The sequence below is a fragment of the Demequina salsinemoris genome, assembly GCF_000974805.1.
Lineage (GTDB): Bacteria > Actinomycetota > Actinomycetes > Actinomycetales > Demequinaceae > Demequina > Demequina salsinemoris.
Genome location: NZ_BBQZ01000005.1, coordinates 1 through 17,411, shown reverse-complemented (window position 1 = coordinate 17,411; position 17,411 = coordinate 1). Strand labels below are relative to the sequence as shown.

Here is a 17,411-nt window from a genome sequence, read left to right as displayed (position 1 = left end):
CTGTCTTACAGGCCCGCGTGGAACGTGCGCGACAGGACGTCGAGCTGCTGCTCACGGGTCAGGCGGACGAAGTTCACCGCGTAGCCCGAGACACGGATCGTGAGCTGCGGGTAGTTCTCCGGGTGCTCCATGGCGTCCTCGAGCGTCTCACGGTTGAGCACGTTGACGTTCATGTGGAAGCCGGCGGAGACGGTGTAGGCGTCGAGCACGCCGACCAGGTTCTTGACCTGCTCGGACTTGTCGCGACCGAGGCCGGACGGGACGACGGACGTGGTCAGCGAGATGCCGTCCTGCGCGTCGTCGTAGGGCAGCTTCGCGACCGACAGGGCCGACGCCATGATGCCGTGGTTGTCGCGGCCGTTCATGGGGTTGGCGCCAGGGGCGAAGGGCTCGCCGGCGCGGCGACCGTCGGGCGTGTGCCCCGTCGCCTTGCCGTAGACCACGTTCGAGGTGATCGTGAGCACCGACTGGGTGTGCTTCGCGTTGCGGTAGGTCTGCTGCTTGCGGACCTTCTCCATGAAGCGCTTGACCAGGTCGACGGCGATGTCGTCGGCGCGGTCGTCGTCGTTGCCGTAGCAGGGGAACTCGCCCTCGGTCGTGTAGTCGACGACGAGGCCGGTCTCGTCACGCACGGGGGTGACCTTCGCGTACTTGATGGCGGACAGCGAGTCGGCCGCGACCGACAGGCCGGCGATGCCGCAGGCCATGGTGCGCAGGATCTCGCGGTCGTGCAGCGCCATCTCGATGCGCTCGTAGGCGTACTTGTCGTGCATGTAGTGGATGCAGTTCAGCGCGTCGACGTAGGTCTCGGCGAGCCACTCCATGAACGTGTCGAACTTGCCCATGACGTCGTCGAAGTCGAGCACGTCGCCCTCGACGGGCGAGGCGACCGGCGAGACCTGCTTGCCGGAGACCTCGTCACGACCACCGTTGATCGCGTAGAGCAGACCCTTGGCGAGGTTGACGCGAGCCCCGAAGAACTGCATCTGCTTGCCGACCTCCATGCCGGACACGCAGCAGGCGATCGCCGCGTCGTCACCGCACTGCTCGCGCAGCAGGTCGTCGGCCTCGTACTGGATCGACGAGGTGTCGATCGAGACCTTGGCGCAGAACTCCTTGAAGCCCTGGGGCAGCTTGTCGCTCCACAGCACGGTCAGGTTCGGCTCGGGGGCCGGGCCGACGTTGTACAGCGTCTGGAGGAAGCGGAACGAGGTGCGGGTCACGAGCGAGCGACCGTCGGAGCCCACGCCGCCGATGGACTCGGTGACCCACGTCGGGTCGCCCGAGAACAGGGCGTCGTACTCCGGGGTGCGGAGGAAGCGGACGATGCGCAGCTTGATGACGAAGTCGTCGATGATCTCCTGAGCGGACTCCTCGGTGAGGGTGCCGTCGGCGATGTCGCGCTCGATGAAGATGTCGAGGAAGGTCGAGGTGCGGCCCAGCGACATGGCGGCGCCGTTCTGCTCCTTGACCGCGGCGAGGTAGCCGAAGTACAGCCACTGCACGGCCTCCTTGGCCGTCGCGGCGGGGCCCGAGATGTCGTAGCCGTAGGAGGCCGCCATCTGCTTGAGCTCCTTCAGAGCCTTGATCTGCTCCGAGTTCTCCTCGCGGTCGCGGATGACGTCCTCGACGGAGCGCTCCATGTCGAGCTGCATGCGCTCGACCTTCTTGCCCTCGATCAGGGCGTCGACGCCGTAGAGGGCGACGCGGCGGTAGTCACCGATGATGCGGCCGCGGCCGTAGGCGTCGGGCAGGCCGGTGACGATGTGCGACGAGCGGGCCGCGCGAACGTTCGGGGGGTACGCGTCGAAGACGCCGTCGTTGTGCGTCTTGCGGTACGTGGAGAAGATGTGCTCGAGCTCGGGCTTGACGGGGTAGCCGTAGGTCTCGAGCTCCTTGACGACCATGCGCCAGCCGCCGTACGGCATGATCGCGCGCTTCAGCGGGGCGTCGGTCTGGAGGCCGACGATGACCTCGTTGTCCTTGTCGATGTAGCCGGGCGCGTGCGCGGTGATGGTCGCGGGGGTCTCGAAGTCGACGTCGTAGACGCCCTTCTCGCGCTCCTCCGGGAACATGGCCGACAGCTTGTCCCACACGCCGGTGGTGCGCGCCGTCGGGCCGGCGAGGAACGAGTCGTCACCGTCGTACGGCGTGTAGTTCGACTGGATGAAGTCGCGGACGGCGATGCCGTCCTGCCACGGGCCCGAGGTGAAGCCACGCCAGGCGTGCTCACGGACGGCGTCGAGGTCGGCGCCGGTGGGGGAAGTGATGGTCATTGGCGGAACTCCTCACGCTTGAGGCCCTGTGGGGCCTGCTTCCGCGACGGTTCTGGACCCCGTCGTGGCGATGGCGTACGACCCTGTCGGCCGCGCGTCTGAAACCAAAATAGGACGCTGTGTTCAGGAATTGTCGGGACCTTTGGCCCCAGTCCGTCCCACCACGGTACCCAGGGCCGCAGGACACCGCGCGACGAAGGGGACACGGCAAGGAACGCATCGTCCTTTCCGGGCGTTGAGAACGTGCCGCGGGAGGCCGATCGCACGAGGCCGGCGCCCCGGCCGGGCCGGCCCCGAGGCACCCGCAAGGGCGAGGTCGTGCCTGCTCGCGACTAGAGTGATGGGGGCGCCCTCCGCTGAGGAGCGCCGACGGACAGAGGGAGAGCAGTCGATGACACGGAGGACCACGGCAGGCACGGTGGCCGTCGCCCTGGCCGGAGCGCTCACGCTGAGCGCATGCACCGGGGACGACACGAACACCACAGCCTCCGCCTCCGCGAGCGCGGATGCGATCAGCATCACGGTCGCGACCGTAGGCGACATCGGCCTCGAGGCCCTGGCGGACGAGTACATGACGGACCACCCGAACGTGACGATCACGGTCGAGGAGCAGGCCTACGCCGCACTTCACGACGACCTCCAGAGCGAGCTTGTCGCGGGCGAGGGCGCGCCGACGATCGCCGTGCTCGACGAGGCGTACATGCCGAGCTTCGTCGGCCAGTCCGACGGCTTCGTGAACCTGCTCGACCTCGGCGCCGACGAGTTCGAGTCCTCGGTGCTGCCGTGGGCCTGGGGCGAGGCGACCAACGCGAACGGCTCGGCGACCATCGGCATCCCCGCCTCCGTGTCCGGGCTCGCGCTGTGCTACCGCCGCGACCTGCTCGAGGACGCGGGGCTGACCGGCGACCGCGACGAGCTGTCCACGCTGATGGGCGACTCCTGGGAGGGCTTCATCAGCGTCGGCGAGCAGTACACGGCCGCGACCGGCGGCTACTTCCTCGACACCGCGGCATCGCTCCTGAACCCGCTGATGATGCAGGCCGGGGTCAGCTACTTCGACACGGACAACGCGCTTGCCATGGATGGGGTCGAGGCCCCCTACGCGACGGCGGTCGCCGCGGCGACCTCCGGGATCTCCTCCGGCACCACCCAGTGGAGCGAGGACTGGACGAACGGGCTGTACGACGACTCGTTCGCCACGGTGCTGTGCCCGTCGTGGATGCTCGCCTACATCGAGGAGAACGCCCCCGAGGACTTCTCGGGTCAGTGGGACGTCGCCGACATCCCCGGCGCCGGCGGCAACTGGTCCGCGAACTTCTACACGATCCCGGCCCAGTCGGACGACGAGACGACGCAGGCGGCCTACGAGTTCATCGAGTGGCTCATGAAGGACGAGCAGCAGCTCGCCCGCTTCCAGGCGGTGGGCGCGCTGCCCGCGACGCCGTCGCTGTACAGCGACGAGGGCATCCAGGCGTACACGAACAGCTTCTTCAACAACGCCCCGGTCGGACAGATCTTCACCAAGACCGCCGAGGACCTCACGACCTCGACCTACTACTCGCTGAACAACGCGACGATCCGCACCGCGGTCGAGAACGTGCTCAGCAAGGTCGAGCTCGGATCCATCACCGAGGACGATGCGTGGTCGGAGGCCAAGTCGGCCGCCAAGGCGGCGAACGGCGACTGAGCTCCTGACCGAGCACAGCTAGGAGGCCCGCGCGGACGACTCCGCGCTGAGGGTGATCCCGTGCGAGAACGGAAGCAGCGCCGACACTCCGAACAGCGGGTCGACGCGCAGCCTCACGCTGACCACCGCGGTGGAGCCGTCGGGAGATGTGACGGCGGCGATCCGCGCGCCCTCGACCCCCTGTCGTCCGCTTGCCTCCGCGAGGTGACCTGCGGCCGCCTCCATCATCCGGTCCTCGGCGAGCATCACCGTGGCATCATCACCGGGGATCTCTCCCGCGTAGTACGCGTCGAGGTCGAGCGCGTCTGCCGCGTCGAGCGCGAGCTCGTCGGCCAGGTGCAGGAGGCGGACCCGGTCGAGCTGCACCGCCGTCGCGGATGCGACGACGAGCACGAGGGAGATCACCAGGACCGTGAGGCCGAGGCTCAGGATGGTGACGTTGCCGTCGTCGCGTCTCGCGACGCCTACGGCTCCCTTTCCGATGCGGCTCTCCCGTGCGCTCACGCGACGCCCGCCAGGTCATCGACCGGGGACGATGCGTGGGCGTGGAGCGTGACGGCGAGTCCCGCATCGGACAGGAACCCTGGAATCCCTGGGAGCGAGACGGTCACGGCGACGTCGGCGCGCACGTCGGAACCGGGCGCGAGGCACGGGTCGGCCGAGCAGGTCAGCGACAGCGCCACCTGGTCAGGGTCGATGCCGAAGTCCCCGACCGCGACGCCCGCCACCGCCTGGGCGCGCCCGTTGGCCGCCCCCACCGCTTCCACCTGAGGGTCCCCGGCCTCGAGCCGCTGAATCCCTGCGACGACGGCGGCGCGGGCAGCGGACTGGGCGGCGCCCTCGGCGGCATAGGCCGCAGCCTGCACCCGGCCGAGCGTCGCCACCAGGTACAGCAGTGGCACGAGCAGCAGCAACGTCATGCCGAGGAACTCGACCATCGCTCCCCCGGCATCGTCCAACGCTCGCGCGCGCAGGGCACGGCTCGCGCTAACCACGTGCCGACTCCTCGAGCGCGGTGCCGCTCACCGACGTGCTCGCTGGGCCCCACAGACCGATCACGGGGATCGGTGCGGTGAGCGTGATCACGACGGTGTCGGCACCGTTCCACGAGCCGCTCGAGGCCTGGGCGCTCGCGTCGATGCCGCCAAGGGCCTCAGACGCGATGGTCTCCGCACGCGAGGCGCCTTCCGACATCGTCCTGTCAGACCGGGCCGCGAGGCGGGCGCCTTCTGCCGCAGCCTCGATCAGCGTGTTGCGCACGTGCAGCGCGAGCGCCGCCTGCATGACCCCGAGCCCGACGAAGACCACGAGCACCATGGTCATCAGCTGCTCTGCGAGCACGCTGCCTCGATCGTCGCGAGCGCTACGCACCGGTGACCGAGGCGATCGCCTCGGAGAAGAGATTCGTGAGAGTGGGGCTGGCGACGGCCCACAGGGCGGCCACAAGTCCTGCCGTCATCAAGGTGATCAGGACCCATCCCGGGACGTCCCCCCGGTCGTCGAGGCGCGCGAGGCGGGTGCGGAGACGAGTGTTCAGCGGGGTCATGGTTCCTCCTTGATGGTGTCCGGGGTCGTGCGTCGAGGCGATCAGAAGTCGAGGTTGAGCGCGACGATCCCAGGGAACGCCGCGAAGAGCACGGTCACGGGCAGGATCAGGAAGATCACGGGGATCATCATGAGGATCTCCCGCCGACCGCCCTCCTCCATCAGCGCGGTGCGGCCGGCTGAGCGCACGTCATCGGCCTGTGCGCGCAGCACGTCGGCGAGCGGGGTGCCGCGTTCCACCGACGTGGCCACCGCGTCGGCGAAGCGCCTGAGCGCCGCGACCTCGGTGCTGTCGCCGAGCAGTCGTATCGACTCGGAGAGCGGCATCCCTGCGCGGGTCCGCCCCAGCACCTGACGGATCTCGTCGGCCAGCGCGCCATCGGCGGTGCGGGACACACGGTCGAGCGCGCCGAGCGCTCCTTCGCCTGCGGACACTGACAGGGCGAGCATCTCTGCGACTGCGGGCAGCTCCGCGAGCAGGCGGGCCTCCCTCTGACCGGCGGCTCGCGTCAGGGAGTGATCGCGCGCGAGCACTCCGGCCACGCAGCAAGCGAGGGTGAGGATCAGCAGCGCGATGGGCGACGACCCGCGCGTCGCTCCGAGGACGACCGACGCGCTCAGCCCTCCAGCGAGACCGACTGCGCCCGCGACCACCTGTGAGGCGCGGAACTGCTCGGCGGTCCCGCCGCGTCCCGCCCTGCGCAGCCGGTTCTCGATCTCGATGGTCGAGGCACCCCATCGTTCGAGCGCGCGCACGCCATCGCGCAGCACCGGCGCGAGCAGGCCCTCGAGTGAGAGCAGCGGCGTCGCCGCGCGAGCGGGAGAGTGCTCGTGCCGGAGTGGCGCCAACGCGGCCGCAAGCCGTCGTTCGAGCGTGAGCCGTCGAGCGTCCGCCCACGCGAGGACGAGGATCATCCCGCCTCCGAGCGCCACTCCGGCGACGATCGCCGCGATCACCGCATCACCCGCTGCTCCTGGGGAAGACGCCCGAACCGCGCCATGAGCCGGTAGGCCAGAAACGTCACCGCTCCGCCAGCCGCCAGCACGAAGGTCCCGAGCGCGGTGTCGTACGCCTCGGCGTTCTGAGGCTGGCTCGCGAGCATCAGCAGCACCACCCACGGCGCGGCGATCGCGAGCCTGGCGGCGTTCACGGTCCAGCTCTGCCGGGCCTCGAGCTCGCCTCGGGTCCGCGCGTCCTCGCGAAGGAAGTGGCTGAGCGTCCTCAGAAGGTTGCCGATGTCCGTGCCGCCGACCTCGCGCGTGAGTCGCAGCGCCTCGACGATGCGATCGGCGACCGGGTCCGCGAGCCTGCCCTTGAGCGCGTCGAGGCTGTCGGAGAACCGACCGGTGGATCGATAGTCGCGGGCGAAGGCGGTGAACGGCTCGCGCAACGCCTCGGGCCCGCGTTCCCCGAGTTGGCCGAGCGATTCGGGAAGCGAGAGACCGGCTCGGATGCCCGAGGCGAGATTGTCGACGGCTTCGGGCCACACCTCTCTCATGCGCGATCGTCGAGCCCTCGCGCGGGACCTCACCAGGGCGAAGGGTCCGCGCGCGGCGATCACTCCGAAGCACAGGCCGATCGCCAAGGATCCGGTGACGCCCGCGCCGATGACGGCGACGACGAGGCCGACCCCCACCGTCGTCCCCACGAGACCACCAGGCCCCACTCCCTGCGCACCGGCCTGCACCAGGTCGTCGCGAAGCCTGTCGGTCCAGGCGACTGCCACCTCAGGCGCTCTCGCGTCAGGCACCCACATCGACCACCAGACCAGAAAGACTCCGGCCCCCAGCACGAGCCCCAGCGCGGTCGCCATCAGCGCGCCTCGAGCAGGCGGACGAGGTCGAGGCCGGCGCGAGCGAACCGCTCGGGGTGAGGCGGGTAGCCCTCGGCGCGCACAAGCTCGCCATCGACGCGACGGTACAGGTCGGCGGTCTCGACGACACCTCCCTCGACCCTGCCCGGCACGCCGATGATCTCCCGCACCTGACGGCGACCGCGCGCGTCGCGATCGAGGTGGACGACGAGGTCGATCGCCGACGCGACCGTCGGCACGACGAAGGCCGCTGAGACGTTCTCCCCCGCAAGCAGAGGGAGGGTGCACATCTTGGTGATCGCGTCCCGCGCCGAGTTGGCGTGGAGGGTGCACATACCTGGTATTCCGGCGTTCAACGCGATGAGCATGTCGAGGGACTCGGCCTCGCGCACCTCTCCGATGACGAGCCGATCGGGACGCATGCGGAGTGCTTCCTTCACCAGGCGACGCAGCGGAATCTCGCCCGTGCCCTCAAGCGAGGGTTGTCGGCATTGGAGACCGACGACGTCTCTGAGCGGCAGTGCGAGCTCGAAGACCTCCTCGCACGTGATGACGCGTTCGCGCGCGGGGATGGCACCTGCGAGAGCCCCCAGGGCAGTGGTCTTCCCAGCCTGCGTCGCGCCGGACACGAGCACGTTGAGCCCCACCGCTACGGCGGCCGTGAGGAACCGCGCTGCCGCCGGAGTGATCGAGCCCAGCGCCACGAGGTCGTCTGGGTGGGCCGCGCGCGCGATGTACTTCCTGATGTTGACGCACCAGTGCTCGCGGGTGACGTCGGGGATCACGGCATGGAGCCGCTCGCCTCCCGGCAGCGTCGCGTCCACAAAGGGAGAACTGAGGTCGAAACCCTAAAATTGACATATGGACGACGACACCTCAGAGCACCTCGAATCAGCCCCTCTACCGGCGGCGATCTACTGCCGGATCAGTCGCGACAAGGCGGGCGGTGGGCTTGGAGTGCAGAGGCAGGAGGAGGACTGCACCGCCCTGGCTTCAAGGCTTGGGTGGCAGGTCGTAGCGACCTACGTCGACAACGACATCAGCGCTTACTCCGGCGCGCCCCGGCCTCAGTATCGCGAGATGCTCGACGCAGTGAGGTCAGGTCAGGTGCAGGGCGTGATCGCTTGGCACACCGACCGGCTTCACCGCCGCGCGCTCGAACTCGAGGAGTTCGTGGCGCTCGCGGAGGCCCACGATCTGCAGATTCAGACCGTCACCGCTGGGACGCTCGATCTGAGTTCGGCCAGCGGGAGGATGGTCGCCCGAATGCTCGGTGCCGCAGCCCAGCACGAAGTGGACCACGCTCGCGAGCGCATGAAGCGCGCGAAGGCTCAGCGCGCCGCAGAGGGCAAGCCGGGCGGTGGCCCCCGCCCGTTCGGGTACGAGAAAGACGGGCTGACTGTTCGCGAGTCCGAGGCTCAGGTGGTGCGAGACGCCACGACCGCTGTTCTCGCGGGCCGCAGTCTCCGCGCGGTTGCCGCCGAACTCAACGAGCAGGGGCACACGACCTCGACGGGCAAAGCATGGACCTACGCCCGCATCAAGGACGTGCTGACGAGGCCCCGTAACGCGGGCCTGTCAGCGCATGGACGCGCGGATCGGGGAACGCTCAACATCGTTGGCAAGGCTCAGTGGCCCGCCATCGTGGACGAGGACACGTGGCGTGCCTGCTACGACCTGCTCGCAGACCCCGGGAGAAGGAAGCAGCAGAACACAGCCACGAGGTGGCTGGGTTCCGGCCACTACACATGTGGGCTCTGTGGCTCCAAGCTTCGAGTGACGGCGATGGGCGCGACGCCCTCGCGCAAGAACCAGGAGCGCAAGTACCACTACCGATGCCAGGACTACGCGCACCTGACTATTGCGCAGGCACCCACCGACGACTACGTGCGGGGCGTCGTCGCGGACCTGGTGCGGGACGAGCGGATCGCTAAGGCCCTCGCACCCAAGGACATCCGCTCCGCCGAGGACGTGGAGAAGAGTCGGGCTCTTCGCGTCAGGCTGGAGCAGTTCGAGCGCGACTACATGGACGGGAAGATTCCCGCCGCGCTCTGGGAGAAGTCGTCCGCGCGAGTGAACGCCGAACTCGCTGAGGTTGAGCGACGACTCAGCATCGCGAGCCAGAAGGCCGTAGCCCTTCCCATCCTGTCTCAAATCGACCCCGGACAGGCGTTCCTCGACGCCCCTCTCGACGTTCAGCGCGCCGTGGTGCAGGCAGTCGTGCAGGTCGAGGTGGGGAGGTCTCCGACCGGGGGCCGCTCGTGGACGCAGGACCGGATTCGCATCTCTCCCGCGACGGATCTCGATCGCCGCTCGACGTAATCCGCTTGCGACTACCCCTTGTTCGAAAGCCTGGTCACTGACCGTTGGAATTGGGAGACCAGAAGCTTAACGAGGTGCTCCGCCCGAAACTGATCCAGGAGTTCAATCTCTTCGGCTGCACGCGCGCGGATCTCTTTCTCTAGCACTGCGGGGTCCTTGAGGGGGAGTCGCGTCAATCGAGAACTGCCCCCGGGGCCAAGTACGTAGTCGATCGCAACCTCTTCGATGCAGTCACTCGCTGCTGTGTCTTCGCCCAGCCCGTCGAGCGCTATGGCGGTAGCAGCAGACCACATCGGCGGTTCGGTGTTTGCGTCAAGGTTGAGCGTCTTCAGGAACCTGATCGTCGACTCCACCACAGGCAACACTGTCAATCCGTCGTAGAGCGCGGCCTCAAGCAATGCATCGCGCTCTCTCGACAACGCGCGCCACCAGAAGACAAGCACCCAGGATCCGACGACAAACACCGCGCACACCAGCCATGAGTAGACGATGCCGAGAGAAATGCCAATTGCAGCGAGCGGAAGCGAGGCACCCTTCCTGAATTCGGCTTCGGCCCTCAGCCGATCGTATTCGCCGTACTGGGGAGCCGCTTTGGCCCACAACTGCATCGAGGTCTGAGCGGTTCGCCTGCTCACAAGTCCAGCAGGAAGCGAGTCTGCCGCCGCGCGAGGCAAGCCCTCGTCGCTGTACCGCCGAAACATCGCTTCCGAAAGCACATCTCTATTGGGCCCGGCAGTGGAGTATCCCCGCAGTGCCGAAGCCGCTCTGGCAATCCATCCGTAGCGCTCCGGACTCGACCCACGACTAGCCCGTCGCCAGAGATGAAACACGCGTATGCCGCAGTAATCGAGTGCCTTCCCGACGAGCCACGCGTAGAAGGCCGACAGGCCGATGAGCGCGACGCCGAGCAGGTAGGCGACGAAGGCTGCGAACACCGCTTGATAGGCGGGAAGGATCTGCCTCCAGGAGCCTTCGAGCAGAGCCAGATACTCGACGGCCGCTGTCGCCTCTCCCCAGTGTGGGAGCGCGAGCAGAACCCCGGCGAGAATCCACATCCCGCCAACCGCAAGCGGAGTGCGTGCATCGCGCACGCCTGGCATTACCGTCGCCAGCAGATTCAATCTCGCCCCCTCGGCCCTCGTCCCCCGTACTTCTTCGGCTACTACGGTTCACCGCTTGAACTGGGAGCACGCGGGCGCTCGCCGAATTCAGGGTCACCAACCACCCTGCTCGACACCCAGTGTGCAATCCACTAGTGCTTGCGGCTCTTCCCAGGATCGCGATCTTCCAGGCCGTCGAAGTAGAGGTCTCTGCCCTCGTACAGGTCGTCCAGATCCATCTTGCGGACGTGTTCTTCGATTTCGACGCGCAGGAGCCGGTACTGCGCCACGATGATCGACCGAACCTCCTCGACGAGGTCCACGAACGGGTCGGCAGCGCCCGCATGGAAGACGCGGCGGTTGTAGACAGCCGACCCGACGGCGAGGAACTCACGCTCACTGCCGTCCTCTGTGTCAGCGAGAAAGATCACGGCCTTTGGCTGCTCATCGTGGTTCACCGAGTGCGCCACGTGCTTGTCGCGCACGTTGAGGACCTCTCGATGTTGGGCCAACTGCGCGTCCGTCAGCACGCTCTCGATGCGCTTCCAGTTGAGCGGGGTCCGGCGCGACCTCACTCCCTTCTGAAAGACTCGGGTGTAACGCACCACCGCGCACTCCCACAGTGCCTGAAGCATCTCCTGGTCTTGGTGGTTGTCCATCTCCCAAAGCGCCCAGCGGGCAGCGTTCAGGTCAGCAAGATACGAGGCCATGTCCGCTAGAGCGCTCGGGAGGTTGCCTTCCAGCGCTTTCGTGAGTGTCGGCCTGCTGTCGAGGTCCATGCGGCCACGCTAATGCAGAGGCCTGACGTGGGGACCGGCACCACGCGCCGGAACGCGTCGCGCACGAGGCGGTCGTCCCGAAAATCAGAACGAACGCCCTGCCGCCCGAAAATCAGCGAGTGTGCACCAGGGCGTCATCTGCCTGTTTCGCAGGTCAGAACCCAGCACAGAGCGTTTCAGCAGCTCGAAACGGGCAGATGAGGCGCTGGCGCACAGTCGCGCCGGAAGCTAGAATGGAAGTAGGCATTTACCAGGTGTGACACAAATGTGCCACGCCAAGTAACACAACGACGGTTCGCCTGCCGGGGCCAATTCGGCGGGGGTCTGAGGGTCGCGACGCGATCCGAGTCGGCCAACGGGATGCACCCGGGACTCACTAGGTCCCGAAAGGCATGCCCTCATGGCTCGCTACCTCAAGAAGCCCGTCGTGGCTCACTATTTCAACGTCTCAGAGCGCACCGTCTCGAACTGGCACGGCTCGGGCTACATCAACGGATACCGGGACGGCACCGGCGAGGTGCTGTACGACCTCGACGAGATCGAGCACGCGCTCAAGGTCCGCCCGCGCACGCAGATGCGGGACGGTCGCGTGCGCGGCGCTCGTGGCCGCATCGTGCCGATGCCCGTCGAGGCCGAGCAGTGAGCGCCCCGGTCACTCCCCCGCCCTCGCTGCCTCGTCTCACGGACGAGCAGTGCAGGCGGGTGGCCGCGCTCTTGTCCACCGTCACGAGGAAGGCGGGGTCATGAGCGAGCGCACCAACCCTCACCGCCTCGCCACGCCGCACACCTGCCTCCAGTGCGGCACGACTTTCCACCCCTGGCAGGGCTCCGCGCGGAAGTTCTGCTCCGTCAAGTGCGCCGGAAGGGCCAAGAGTGACGCAGCGTGGGAGCGCGGTCGCGAGCACCGCGAGTCAGTCGACACCGAGCGCATGGACGCGATCCTCCGCGAGGCGGCAGACGCGCTTCGCGAGCGCATGGCAGCCGCCGCGCGTGAGAACCGCGAGAGGGGCGAATGATGTGGGTATCCCTTGACGGCAAGCCCTTCGACTTCACCGAAGAGGACGGTTGGCCTGGCCTTCGTACAAGCCTCGCCTCGTTCGGTTCATTCGCCGATATCGCAGAGCGCGGGCACTTCATGAGCGATGACACGGACGAGGAGATTCTCGGCGCAGCCCGCGAGCGCCTGCTGGCGAGGCTGGAGGGGCGCTACGACCACATGCCCAGGCCACGGACTCTCGGAGAGAGGCCCGGCGCTAGGGCTGAGTCGAGGTGGCTGATCCCTGGGCTCCAGAAGTACGGCACGATCCCGATGCTCGGCGGCCCGCCGAAGGTGGGCAAGACCCTGCTGATCGCGGACTACGTGGCGGCGCTGCTCATCGATGACTACCGCTTCCTCGACCACTTCGAGCCCGCGACGTTGGACTACGACGAGAAGGACCGCAGGGTGCTGGTCATCAACGCTGAGACTCCACCGGAGGACTTCGAGGCGGCACTGCTGGCAACCGGGTTGGGCGACTTCGACGAGGACACCGAGCCGTGGAGCAACTTCGTCCGCGTCGAGCACCTGGAGGAGCTCGGAGGGCCGCAGGTCTTCGACCTCACGGACGACGCGATCTTCGAAATGTGGCTTCAGCGCATGATTCCGTGCGAGGACTGCGATGGGGACGACGATGCGCCGACTCCCATCGCGATCGTCGTGGACGGACTGACGGCGATCCTTGGCGGCACGACCGACCGTTACGGCCCCTGGTACGCGCGCTTCCGCCAGTTGTGCCGTGCGCTCGGAGTACCGAACGCTCTCGTGACCGGCCACACGACCCTCGCGGGCGATCACCTGATGGGAGGCGTGGAAGCGCAGGCGGGGCCCGATGGCCTGTGGACCTACACCAAGGCTCAGGACAACGCCCGTGCTCAGCGCAGGTTCAGGGTGGAGCCCCGGCTCGGTGGCGTGCCTTTCGGCCCCGAGCGAGTTGACCTCGTGGAGGGGCGCATGACGATCACCCAGCATGCGCGGAAGAGCAGCAACTCGGACGAGCTCTCAGTGATCGAGCCCGACCGCTCCGCCAAGGCCACGAGCGAGGACGAGCGGCTCTTCGCGTTCATCCAGTCCGAGAACGCCAAGGGCAACCGCCCCACTGCTCGCGAGGTCCGTCAGATCGGCGGCGCCCCTGCCGCCATCACGGCCGCCACGAAGCGCCTGATCGACGCAGGACGCATCGAGGTCGGCACCCGCCCTGCTCGCGGAGGTGGTCATGCCTACTGGGCTGTTCCCATCGCTGGCAACCGTCCTGACGGGGAGGTGATCTAAGTGTGTCGGGGAAAGTGTGCACACACGCTTCCTTTGGAAGCGTGGACACACTTCCCCTACACGCTTAGTCACGCCCCCTCAGGCGGAAGCCGACGGGTGCAGTCGGCAGACGGAAGCGGGCTGCACGTACTGGTCGAAGTGTGTTGCCAGGGCGGCACGCTTCTCAGCGGCGTCGGTGATCCGGCTCAGGGCGATGAACGAGCGGGTGGCCTGGGCGGCGTTCATGAGACTCTCCATTCGTTAGTTGACACGTCACCTAAGTATGGCTCTGTAGTACAGTTTCGGCGATCGGACCCTGCCGCACGCATCGCGGGAGGCAGCCATGCCTGAGCGCCGCCCTCACCTGCTGAGCAACCTTGAGATTCGCGCCGCCGCGATCCGCGCCCTCACGCAGACCCTGGAGGTTCCCTGCAGCCTCCACGGCGCAGCCGTGGGCGAGTACTGCGACCCACACGCGCCCGACGTGTGCGAGGCCCGCATGGACCGGGAGCGCCGCACCCGCCCCGCCAGGAACCGTGCGGCTGCCCTGGCTCATGCCCGCGCCGAGCGCGCGGCCTACGCAGCCCGCAAGCGTAAGCGGGCACGCAAGCGCGTCGAGGATCACATCAACGCCGTGGCACGCATGCACGACGCCGCCACCAAGGCGAGCCCGACCGACACCACCAACCCCGAGGAGAAGTCATGACCCAGTGGATCCCGCCCCGCGACCGACTCAGCAATGCCGAGTTCGTCATGGCCGAGTTGAACCGCGAGCGCGAGGCGCGCGGCCTGCGCGCCCGCGTAGAGCGCGTGCCGCGCCCCAGGCGCGCCGCCGACCGCACCCTGCGGTCGCTCGGCATCGACGCCGAGGAGGCGCGCGACCTCGTGGAGTTCCTGGGCTCCCCCGAGGTCAAGGAGGGCCGCTCGTGAGCGCAAGGATCATGGATGCCACGGACACCCTGGCTTGCCTGTGGTGCGGCGTGGACGCGACGCCGGGCCGCATCGAGCGGTTCATCAGCCTGGGCCGCCGCCCGGCACCAGGACGCCCGCGCCTGGCGGCGGACCAGCGCAGCGAGGGCTACGACATGACGTGGTGCCCCTCGTGCTGGGAGAGGCGGCAGGAGGCGCTCGCGCTCGTGAGTGCCCACCCTGCCGTGTCGCGCGTCCTGGGAGACGTCGCCCTGCACCGCGTGGAGTCAGGTCTCAACGCCTTGGAGTTGATCGGGGCTCGCCGGCCGCGCATGAAGTCCGCGCGCGAGATTCTTCGCTTCGTGGACTTCATGAGCCAGGCAGGCATGGACGCAAGGTGGGCGGCGCGGTACGCGCCGTTCACCCTCGCTGACGCCCAGGAGGACGACCGCAATGAGACCCGTTGGGAGCACGTGACCGAGCGGCAGCGGCAGGCCGCGCGGGATGCCCTCGCGGCTCTCCTGGCACGCGCCACCGAGCGCCCCATGCCGACGCCGTGCCCCGTAGAGACTGCGGGGTGCGCGATGTGCGGCGTGGGCTCGGTGTACGCGCCGCCGAGCCAGGCGGAGCACGTCTGGACCCCTGTGACCTTCACAGCCAGCGCGCTAGGCGGAAGGCGCTCACCAGAGCGTCAGTCGGGCCACCTGTGCCCGACGTGTCAGCTCGCTCACGAAGAGGTCGGCTCCATCGGCCCCACCGCGATGGAGCGATCCCTGATCCTCCACCTCGGGGTGCGACGCAAGAGCCTCACCGCGACCGAGTTGGTGGGCCTCAAGGGATGGGCAGCCATGCCAGGAATCGGCCCCAACGAGCACCCGTGGCACCACATCGAGGACGTGGAGCAGTTGCGCGAGAGCCTCGCGTAGAGGCCGTCGAGGTCAGCCTAGGGAGCGGTGTGGTCCGTCCAGACTGCGCCGTCCCAGTAGCGCAGACGAGCCTCACCCTTGGGGTCGGCATACCAGTCGGCCGGGGGAAGGTTCGTCGGCACAGGGGCGGGCGGCGGCGGGGGTGGGACCGCGCCAGCCATCGGCACGGCAGGCGCGGAGTATGCCTGCACCGCAGGAGCAGCGGAGAGAGTGCCGTTGATGCCCTGCATGATCGCGACACGGAGTTGCTCTGCCTCAGCCTTCGAGCAACGCAGGTCGATGGTGTTGCCGCTCGTGACGATGATCACAGAGTCGTTGATCATAGTGTCCCGCCTGGTCGTCACAGAAGTGATCGACCGCATGGGGATCATCTCAGTACCGGCACCCCTACGGTTTGTGACTCCGCCAGTGACTGCCGCAGACATCCCTGCCGTCAGAATCGCAGCGGTCATTTTCCCACCCGAAATCGACTTGGGACGCTCCCACTCGACACGGTCGGGATAGACACGAACCTTCGCATTCTTGCCCGCGATATGAGAGGTGACTGTAAGGACCGGCGCTTCGCTCATGGCACGGATACTAGGGCTCATTCCCGTTGTTGAGGAGGGCTCGCCAGCAACTTCACATCAACTCGACTTGCGCAGAGCCCGCCAGCAGCGCGACCAACGGTGAAGAATCGAAGCAAAGCACCTGGTAAATGCGGCAATATTCTTTGTAGAAATCCGCAAAGAATCCTGTATGTCAAAACTTGCGTTTGGACAGATCGAGCCTGCGTCCTGAGAGCTTGAGCATCTGCTCCACGAGGTCGCGCACTTGCGCGTCGGTGAGGATCGTGGTGGTGAGCTCGGGCACGCCCTTCCTCGCCACGAAGACGGAGGAAGGCTCGTTGACCCAAATTTCCTCTATGTCTGGATCATCCAGATACTGCTGGAGCGGGCCCAGACCAGCGACATTGGCCAGCACCGCACGCGACGCCTCGGCCGGATCCTCGACCGGAACCACCGTACCGGCGAGCGCCCGCTCGCCCCACTCGGCCAGCGCATCGTCCACGAGGGCGCGCACGGCCTCGCGCTCGCGCAGCGGGTCGACTCCCCGCTCGCGAATTTGCGCGCGCACCTGCTCCTCGAGCAGCGCCAGCGTCTCCGCCCCCATGAAGGGACAAACTAAGCAAACAGGACGCCGTGTGCCAGAGGGTTCCGGGCATCTGTGGACAACTCGCGCCCCTCCAGCCGCCGTGGACACCAGCGGCGCAGGTCAGGTCAATGCAGGCGACCGATATTAGGTCAGAATCCGATTCGAGGTCGAAACCGCCCTCCGCCGTGAGCCCGCCGGGGCGCAGCACGGGTCGATTGTGGGCTGCTTCAGGCGCGCACTTTTCCGTGACATATCACCAATGACACTCAGTGTTGCGTCCCTTCGTTCCCCCTGCTAATTTGCGTACGCGGCGGTACATTCCACCGCATTTCGACGACGATTCAGGGGGAACACATGAAGCTCGAAAATGGCGGTCTCGCAGCCGCACGACCACACAGGAGCTACGGCGTCGCTGCGGCTGCGCTGCTGGGATCAGCGCTCGTCGCGTGCACACAGATCCCGGCGCTTGAGGCGGGCGCAGCACTGTTCGCGCTGGCCGGTCTCGCAGCCTTTGCCGGTGCGCTCGTACTTGCCACGCGCGACGTCTCTGACGGTACGCAGGCGAAGTGGTTGGCGATCATTGCGGCCATCGTGACCGCATCCTTCGTGGTGGGGCTGCTCGTCGCCACAGA

General features: G+C 67.5%; 21 protein-coding genes and 1 pseudogene. 9 read left to right on the top strand and 13 right to left on the bottom strand.

From position 1 onward, the window contains the following. Nucleotides 1–5 precede the first annotated feature (5 nt). Nucleotides 6–2,276, bottom strand: coding sequence for a formate C-acetyltransferase (gene pflB, locus AOP78_RS10275; RefSeq protein WP_062204012.1), 2,271 nt, complete (start codon nucleotides 2,274–2,276; stop codon nucleotides 6–8). 391 nt (nucleotides 2,277–2,667) lie between these two features. Between pflB and AOP78_RS10270 the strand changes: the two genes are divergently transcribed. Further along, nucleotides 2,668–3,963, top strand: coding sequence for an ABC transporter substrate-binding protein (locus AOP78_RS10270; RefSeq protein WP_160297621.1), 1,296 nt, complete (start codon nucleotides 2,668–2,670; stop codon nucleotides 3,961–3,963). An 18-nt stretch (nucleotides 3,964–3,981) separates the two neighbouring features. On the opposite strand, the gene AOP78_RS10265 is transcribed toward AOP78_RS10270, so the two are convergent. From AOP78_RS10265 to AOP78_RS10235, 7 genes and pseudogenes are all read right to left on the bottom strand, one after another. Then, complete coding sequence (locus AOP78_RS10265; RefSeq protein ID WP_062204008.1) at nucleotides 3,982–4,467, bottom strand: pilus assembly protein TadG-related protein; 486 nt, start codon at nucleotides 4,465–4,467, stop codon at nucleotides 3,982–3,984. After that, nucleotides 4,464–4,958, bottom strand: coding sequence for a hypothetical protein (locus tag AOP78_RS10260; RefSeq protein ID WP_083980024.1), 495 nt, complete (start codon nucleotides 4,956–4,958; stop codon nucleotides 4,464–4,466). Before AOP78_RS10260 ends, AOP78_RS10265 begins: the two co-directional genes overlap by 4 nt. Then, a complete protein-coding gene (locus AOP78_RS10255) occupies nucleotides 4,951–5,304 on the bottom strand; it encodes a TadE/TadG family type IV pilus assembly protein (RefSeq protein ID WP_062204002.1) in 354 nt (117 codons plus the stop codon). The genes AOP78_RS10260 and AOP78_RS10255 overlap by 8 nt, the downstream gene beginning before the upstream one ends. A 22-nt stretch (nucleotides 5,305–5,326) precedes the next feature. After that, on the bottom strand, nucleotides 5,327–5,509 hold the full coding sequence (locus tag AOP78_RS10250; protein WP_062204001.1) for a hypothetical protein: 183 nt from the start codon (nucleotides 5,507–5,509) through the stop codon (nucleotides 5,327–5,329). 41 nt (nucleotides 5,510–5,550) lie between these two features. After that, the gene (locus AOP78_RS10245) at nucleotides 5,551–6,465 is read right to left on the bottom strand and encodes a type II secretion system F family protein (RefSeq protein ID WP_236685363.1); all 915 of its coding nucleotides are present in this window, start codon (nucleotides 6,463–6,465) and stop codon (nucleotides 5,551–5,553) included. After that, on the bottom strand, nucleotides 6,462–7,322 hold the full coding sequence (locus tag AOP78_RS10240) for a type II secretion system F family protein (RefSeq protein WP_062203998.1): 861 nt from the start codon (nucleotides 7,320–7,322) through the stop codon (nucleotides 6,462–6,464). The genes AOP78_RS10245 and AOP78_RS10240 overlap by 4 nt, the downstream gene beginning before the upstream one ends. After that, a pseudogene (locus AOP78_RS10235) lies at nucleotides 7,322–8,164 on the bottom strand (TadA family conjugal transfer-associated ATPase); the annotation flags it as partial. The pseudogene AOP78_RS10235 and the gene AOP78_RS10240, both read right to left, overlap by 1 nt. Before the next feature lie 19 nt (nucleotides 8,165–8,183). On the opposite strand from AOP78_RS10235, the gene AOP78_RS10230 reads away from it, so the two are divergent. Next, nucleotides 8,184–9,644, top strand: coding sequence for a recombinase family protein (locus tag AOP78_RS10230; protein ID WP_062203995.1), 1,461 nt, complete (start codon nucleotides 8,184–8,186; stop codon nucleotides 9,642–9,644). 11 nt (nucleotides 9,645–9,655) lie between these two features. On the opposite strand, the gene AOP78_RS10225 is transcribed toward AOP78_RS10230, so the two are convergent. Together AOP78_RS10225 and AOP78_RS10220 are read right to left on the bottom strand one after the other, a co-directional pair. Then, a complete protein-coding gene (locus AOP78_RS10225) occupies nucleotides 9,656–10,765 on the bottom strand; it encodes a hypothetical protein (RefSeq protein ID WP_152659501.1) in 1,110 nt (369 codons plus the stop codon). Between the two features lie 131 nt (nucleotides 10,766–10,896). Further along, the gene (locus AOP78_RS10220; RefSeq protein WP_062203989.1) at nucleotides 10,897–11,523 is read right to left on the bottom strand and encodes a hypothetical protein; all 627 of its coding nucleotides are present in this window, start codon (nucleotides 11,521–11,523) and stop codon (nucleotides 10,897–10,899) included. 400 nt (nucleotides 11,524–11,923) lie between these two features. On the opposite strand from AOP78_RS10220, the gene AOP78_RS10215 reads away from it, so the two are divergent. The 3 genes from AOP78_RS10215 to AOP78_RS10205 all read left to right on the top strand — a co-directional run bounded on the left by AOP78_RS10215 (nucleotide 11,924) and on the right by AOP78_RS10205 (nucleotide 13,831). Then, a complete protein-coding gene (locus tag AOP78_RS10215; RefSeq protein WP_062203985.1) occupies nucleotides 11,924–12,166 on the top strand; it encodes a hypothetical protein in 243 nt (80 codons plus the stop codon). 100 nt (nucleotides 12,167–12,266) lie between these two features. Continuing rightward, nucleotides 12,267–12,539, top strand: coding sequence for a hypothetical protein (locus AOP78_RS10210; protein ID WP_062203982.1), 273 nt, complete (start codon nucleotides 12,267–12,269; stop codon nucleotides 12,537–12,539). A 119-nt stretch (nucleotides 12,540–12,658) separates the two neighbouring features. Continuing rightward, complete coding sequence (locus tag AOP78_RS10205) at nucleotides 12,659–13,831, top strand: AAA family ATPase (protein WP_160297620.1); 1,173 nt, start codon at nucleotides 12,659–12,661, stop codon at nucleotides 13,829–13,831. 78 nt (nucleotides 13,832–13,909) lie between these two features. Here the strand turns inward: AOP78_RS10205 and AOP78_RS15245 are convergent, their stop codons facing one another. Continuing rightward, nucleotides 13,910–14,056: a hypothetical protein gene (locus tag AOP78_RS15245; RefSeq protein WP_160297619.1), complete on the bottom strand. Its 147-nt coding sequence runs from the start codon at nucleotides 14,054–14,056 to the stop codon at nucleotides 13,910–13,912. Between the two features lie 97 nt (nucleotides 14,057–14,153). Between AOP78_RS15245 and AOP78_RS10200 the strand changes: the two genes are divergently transcribed. Genes AOP78_RS10200 through AOP78_RS10190 form a run of 3 tightly spaced genes read left to right on the top strand, consistent with a single transcriptional unit; the run spans nucleotide 14,154 to nucleotide 15,645 of the window. After that, the gene (locus AOP78_RS10200; protein ID WP_062203976.1) at nucleotides 14,154–14,516 is read left to right on the top strand and encodes a hypothetical protein; all 363 of its coding nucleotides are present in this window, start codon (nucleotides 14,154–14,156) and stop codon (nucleotides 14,514–14,516) included. Continuing rightward, nucleotides 14,513–14,740: a hypothetical protein gene (locus AOP78_RS10195; RefSeq protein ID WP_062203973.1), complete on the top strand. Its 228-nt coding sequence runs from the start codon at nucleotides 14,513–14,515 to the stop codon at nucleotides 14,738–14,740. Before AOP78_RS10200 ends, AOP78_RS10195 begins: the two co-directional genes overlap by 4 nt. Further along, nucleotides 14,737–15,645 (top strand): hypothetical protein, encoded by a 909-nt coding sequence (locus AOP78_RS10190; protein ID WP_062203969.1) that lies wholly within the window; start codon nucleotides 14,737–14,739, stop codon nucleotides 15,643–15,645. Before AOP78_RS10195 ends, AOP78_RS10190 begins: the two co-directional genes overlap by 4 nt. Nucleotides 15,646–15,662: 17 nt before the next feature. Here the strand turns inward: AOP78_RS10190 and AOP78_RS14775 are convergent, their stop codons facing one another. Further along, entirely contained in the window at nucleotides 15,663–16,214 is a 552-nt protein-coding gene (locus tag AOP78_RS14775) for a DUF2510 domain-containing protein (protein WP_201774781.1), read from the bottom strand. 172 nt (nucleotides 16,215–16,386) lie between these two features. After that, on the bottom strand, nucleotides 16,387–16,797 hold the full coding sequence (locus tag AOP78_RS10180; RefSeq protein WP_062203961.1) for a hypothetical protein: 411 nt from the start codon (nucleotides 16,795–16,797) through the stop codon (nucleotides 16,387–16,389). Between the two features lie 336 nt (nucleotides 16,798–17,133). On the opposite strand from AOP78_RS10180, the gene AOP78_RS10175 reads away from it, so the two are divergent. Then, the coding region (locus AOP78_RS10175; protein WP_152659500.1) for a hypothetical protein at nucleotides 17,134–17,411 on the top strand (278 nt) is incomplete at its 3' end.

Excerpts from the sequence above, each read along its gene's own strand:
- AOP78_RS10250 (WP_062204001.1), bottom strand. The coding sequence starts at position 5,509 with ATGACCCCGCTGAACACTCGTCTCCGCACCCGCCTCGCGCGCCTCGAC.
- AOP78_RS10205 (WP_160297620.1), top strand. The coding sequence starts at position 12,659 with ATGAGCGATGACACGGACGAGGAGATTCTCGGCGCAGCCCGCGAGCGC.
- pflB (WP_062204012.1), bottom strand. The coding sequence starts at position 2,276 with ATGACCATCACTTCCCCCACCGGCGCCGACCTCGACGCCGTCCGTGAG.
- AOP78_RS10220 (WP_062203989.1), bottom strand. The coding sequence starts at position 11,523 with ATGGACCTCGACAGCAGGCCGACACTCACGAAAGCGCTGGAAGGCAAC.
- AOP78_RS10195 (WP_062203973.1), top strand. The coding sequence starts at position 14,513 with ATGACCCAGTGGATCCCGCCCCGCGACCGACTCAGCAATGCCGAGTTC.
- AOP78_RS10180 (WP_062203961.1), bottom strand. The coding sequence starts at position 16,797 with ATGGGGGCGGAGACGCTGGCGCTGCTCGAGGAGCAGGTGCGCGCGCAA.
- AOP78_RS10210 (WP_062203982.1), top strand. The coding sequence starts at position 12,267 with ATGAGCGAGCGCACCAACCCTCACCGCCTCGCCACGCCGCACACCTGC.
- AOP78_RS15245 (WP_160297619.1), bottom strand. The coding sequence starts at position 14,056 with ATGAACGCCGCCCAGGCCACCCGCTCGTTCATCGCCCTGAGCCGGATC.
- AOP78_RS10200 (WP_062203976.1), top strand. The coding sequence starts at position 14,154 with ATGCCTGAGCGCCGCCCTCACCTGCTGAGCAACCTTGAGATTCGCGCC.
- AOP78_RS10270 (WP_160297621.1), top strand. The coding sequence starts at position 2,668 with ATGACACGGAGGACCACGGCAGGCACGGTGGCCGTCGCCCTGGCCGGA.
- AOP78_RS10215 (WP_062203985.1), top strand. The coding sequence starts at position 11,924 with ATGGCTCGCTACCTCAAGAAGCCCGTCGTGGCTCACTATTTCAACGTC.
- AOP78_RS14775 (WP_201774781.1), bottom strand. The coding sequence starts at position 16,214 with ATGAGCGAAGCGCCGGTCCTTACAGTCACCTCTCATATCGCGGGCAAG.
- AOP78_RS10240 (WP_062203998.1), bottom strand. The coding sequence starts at position 7,322 with ATGGCGACCGCGCTGGGGCTCGTGCTGGGGGCCGGAGTCTTTCTGGTC.
- AOP78_RS10230 (WP_062203995.1), top strand. The coding sequence starts at position 8,184 with ATGGACGACGACACCTCAGAGCACCTCGAATCAGCCCCTCTACCGGCG.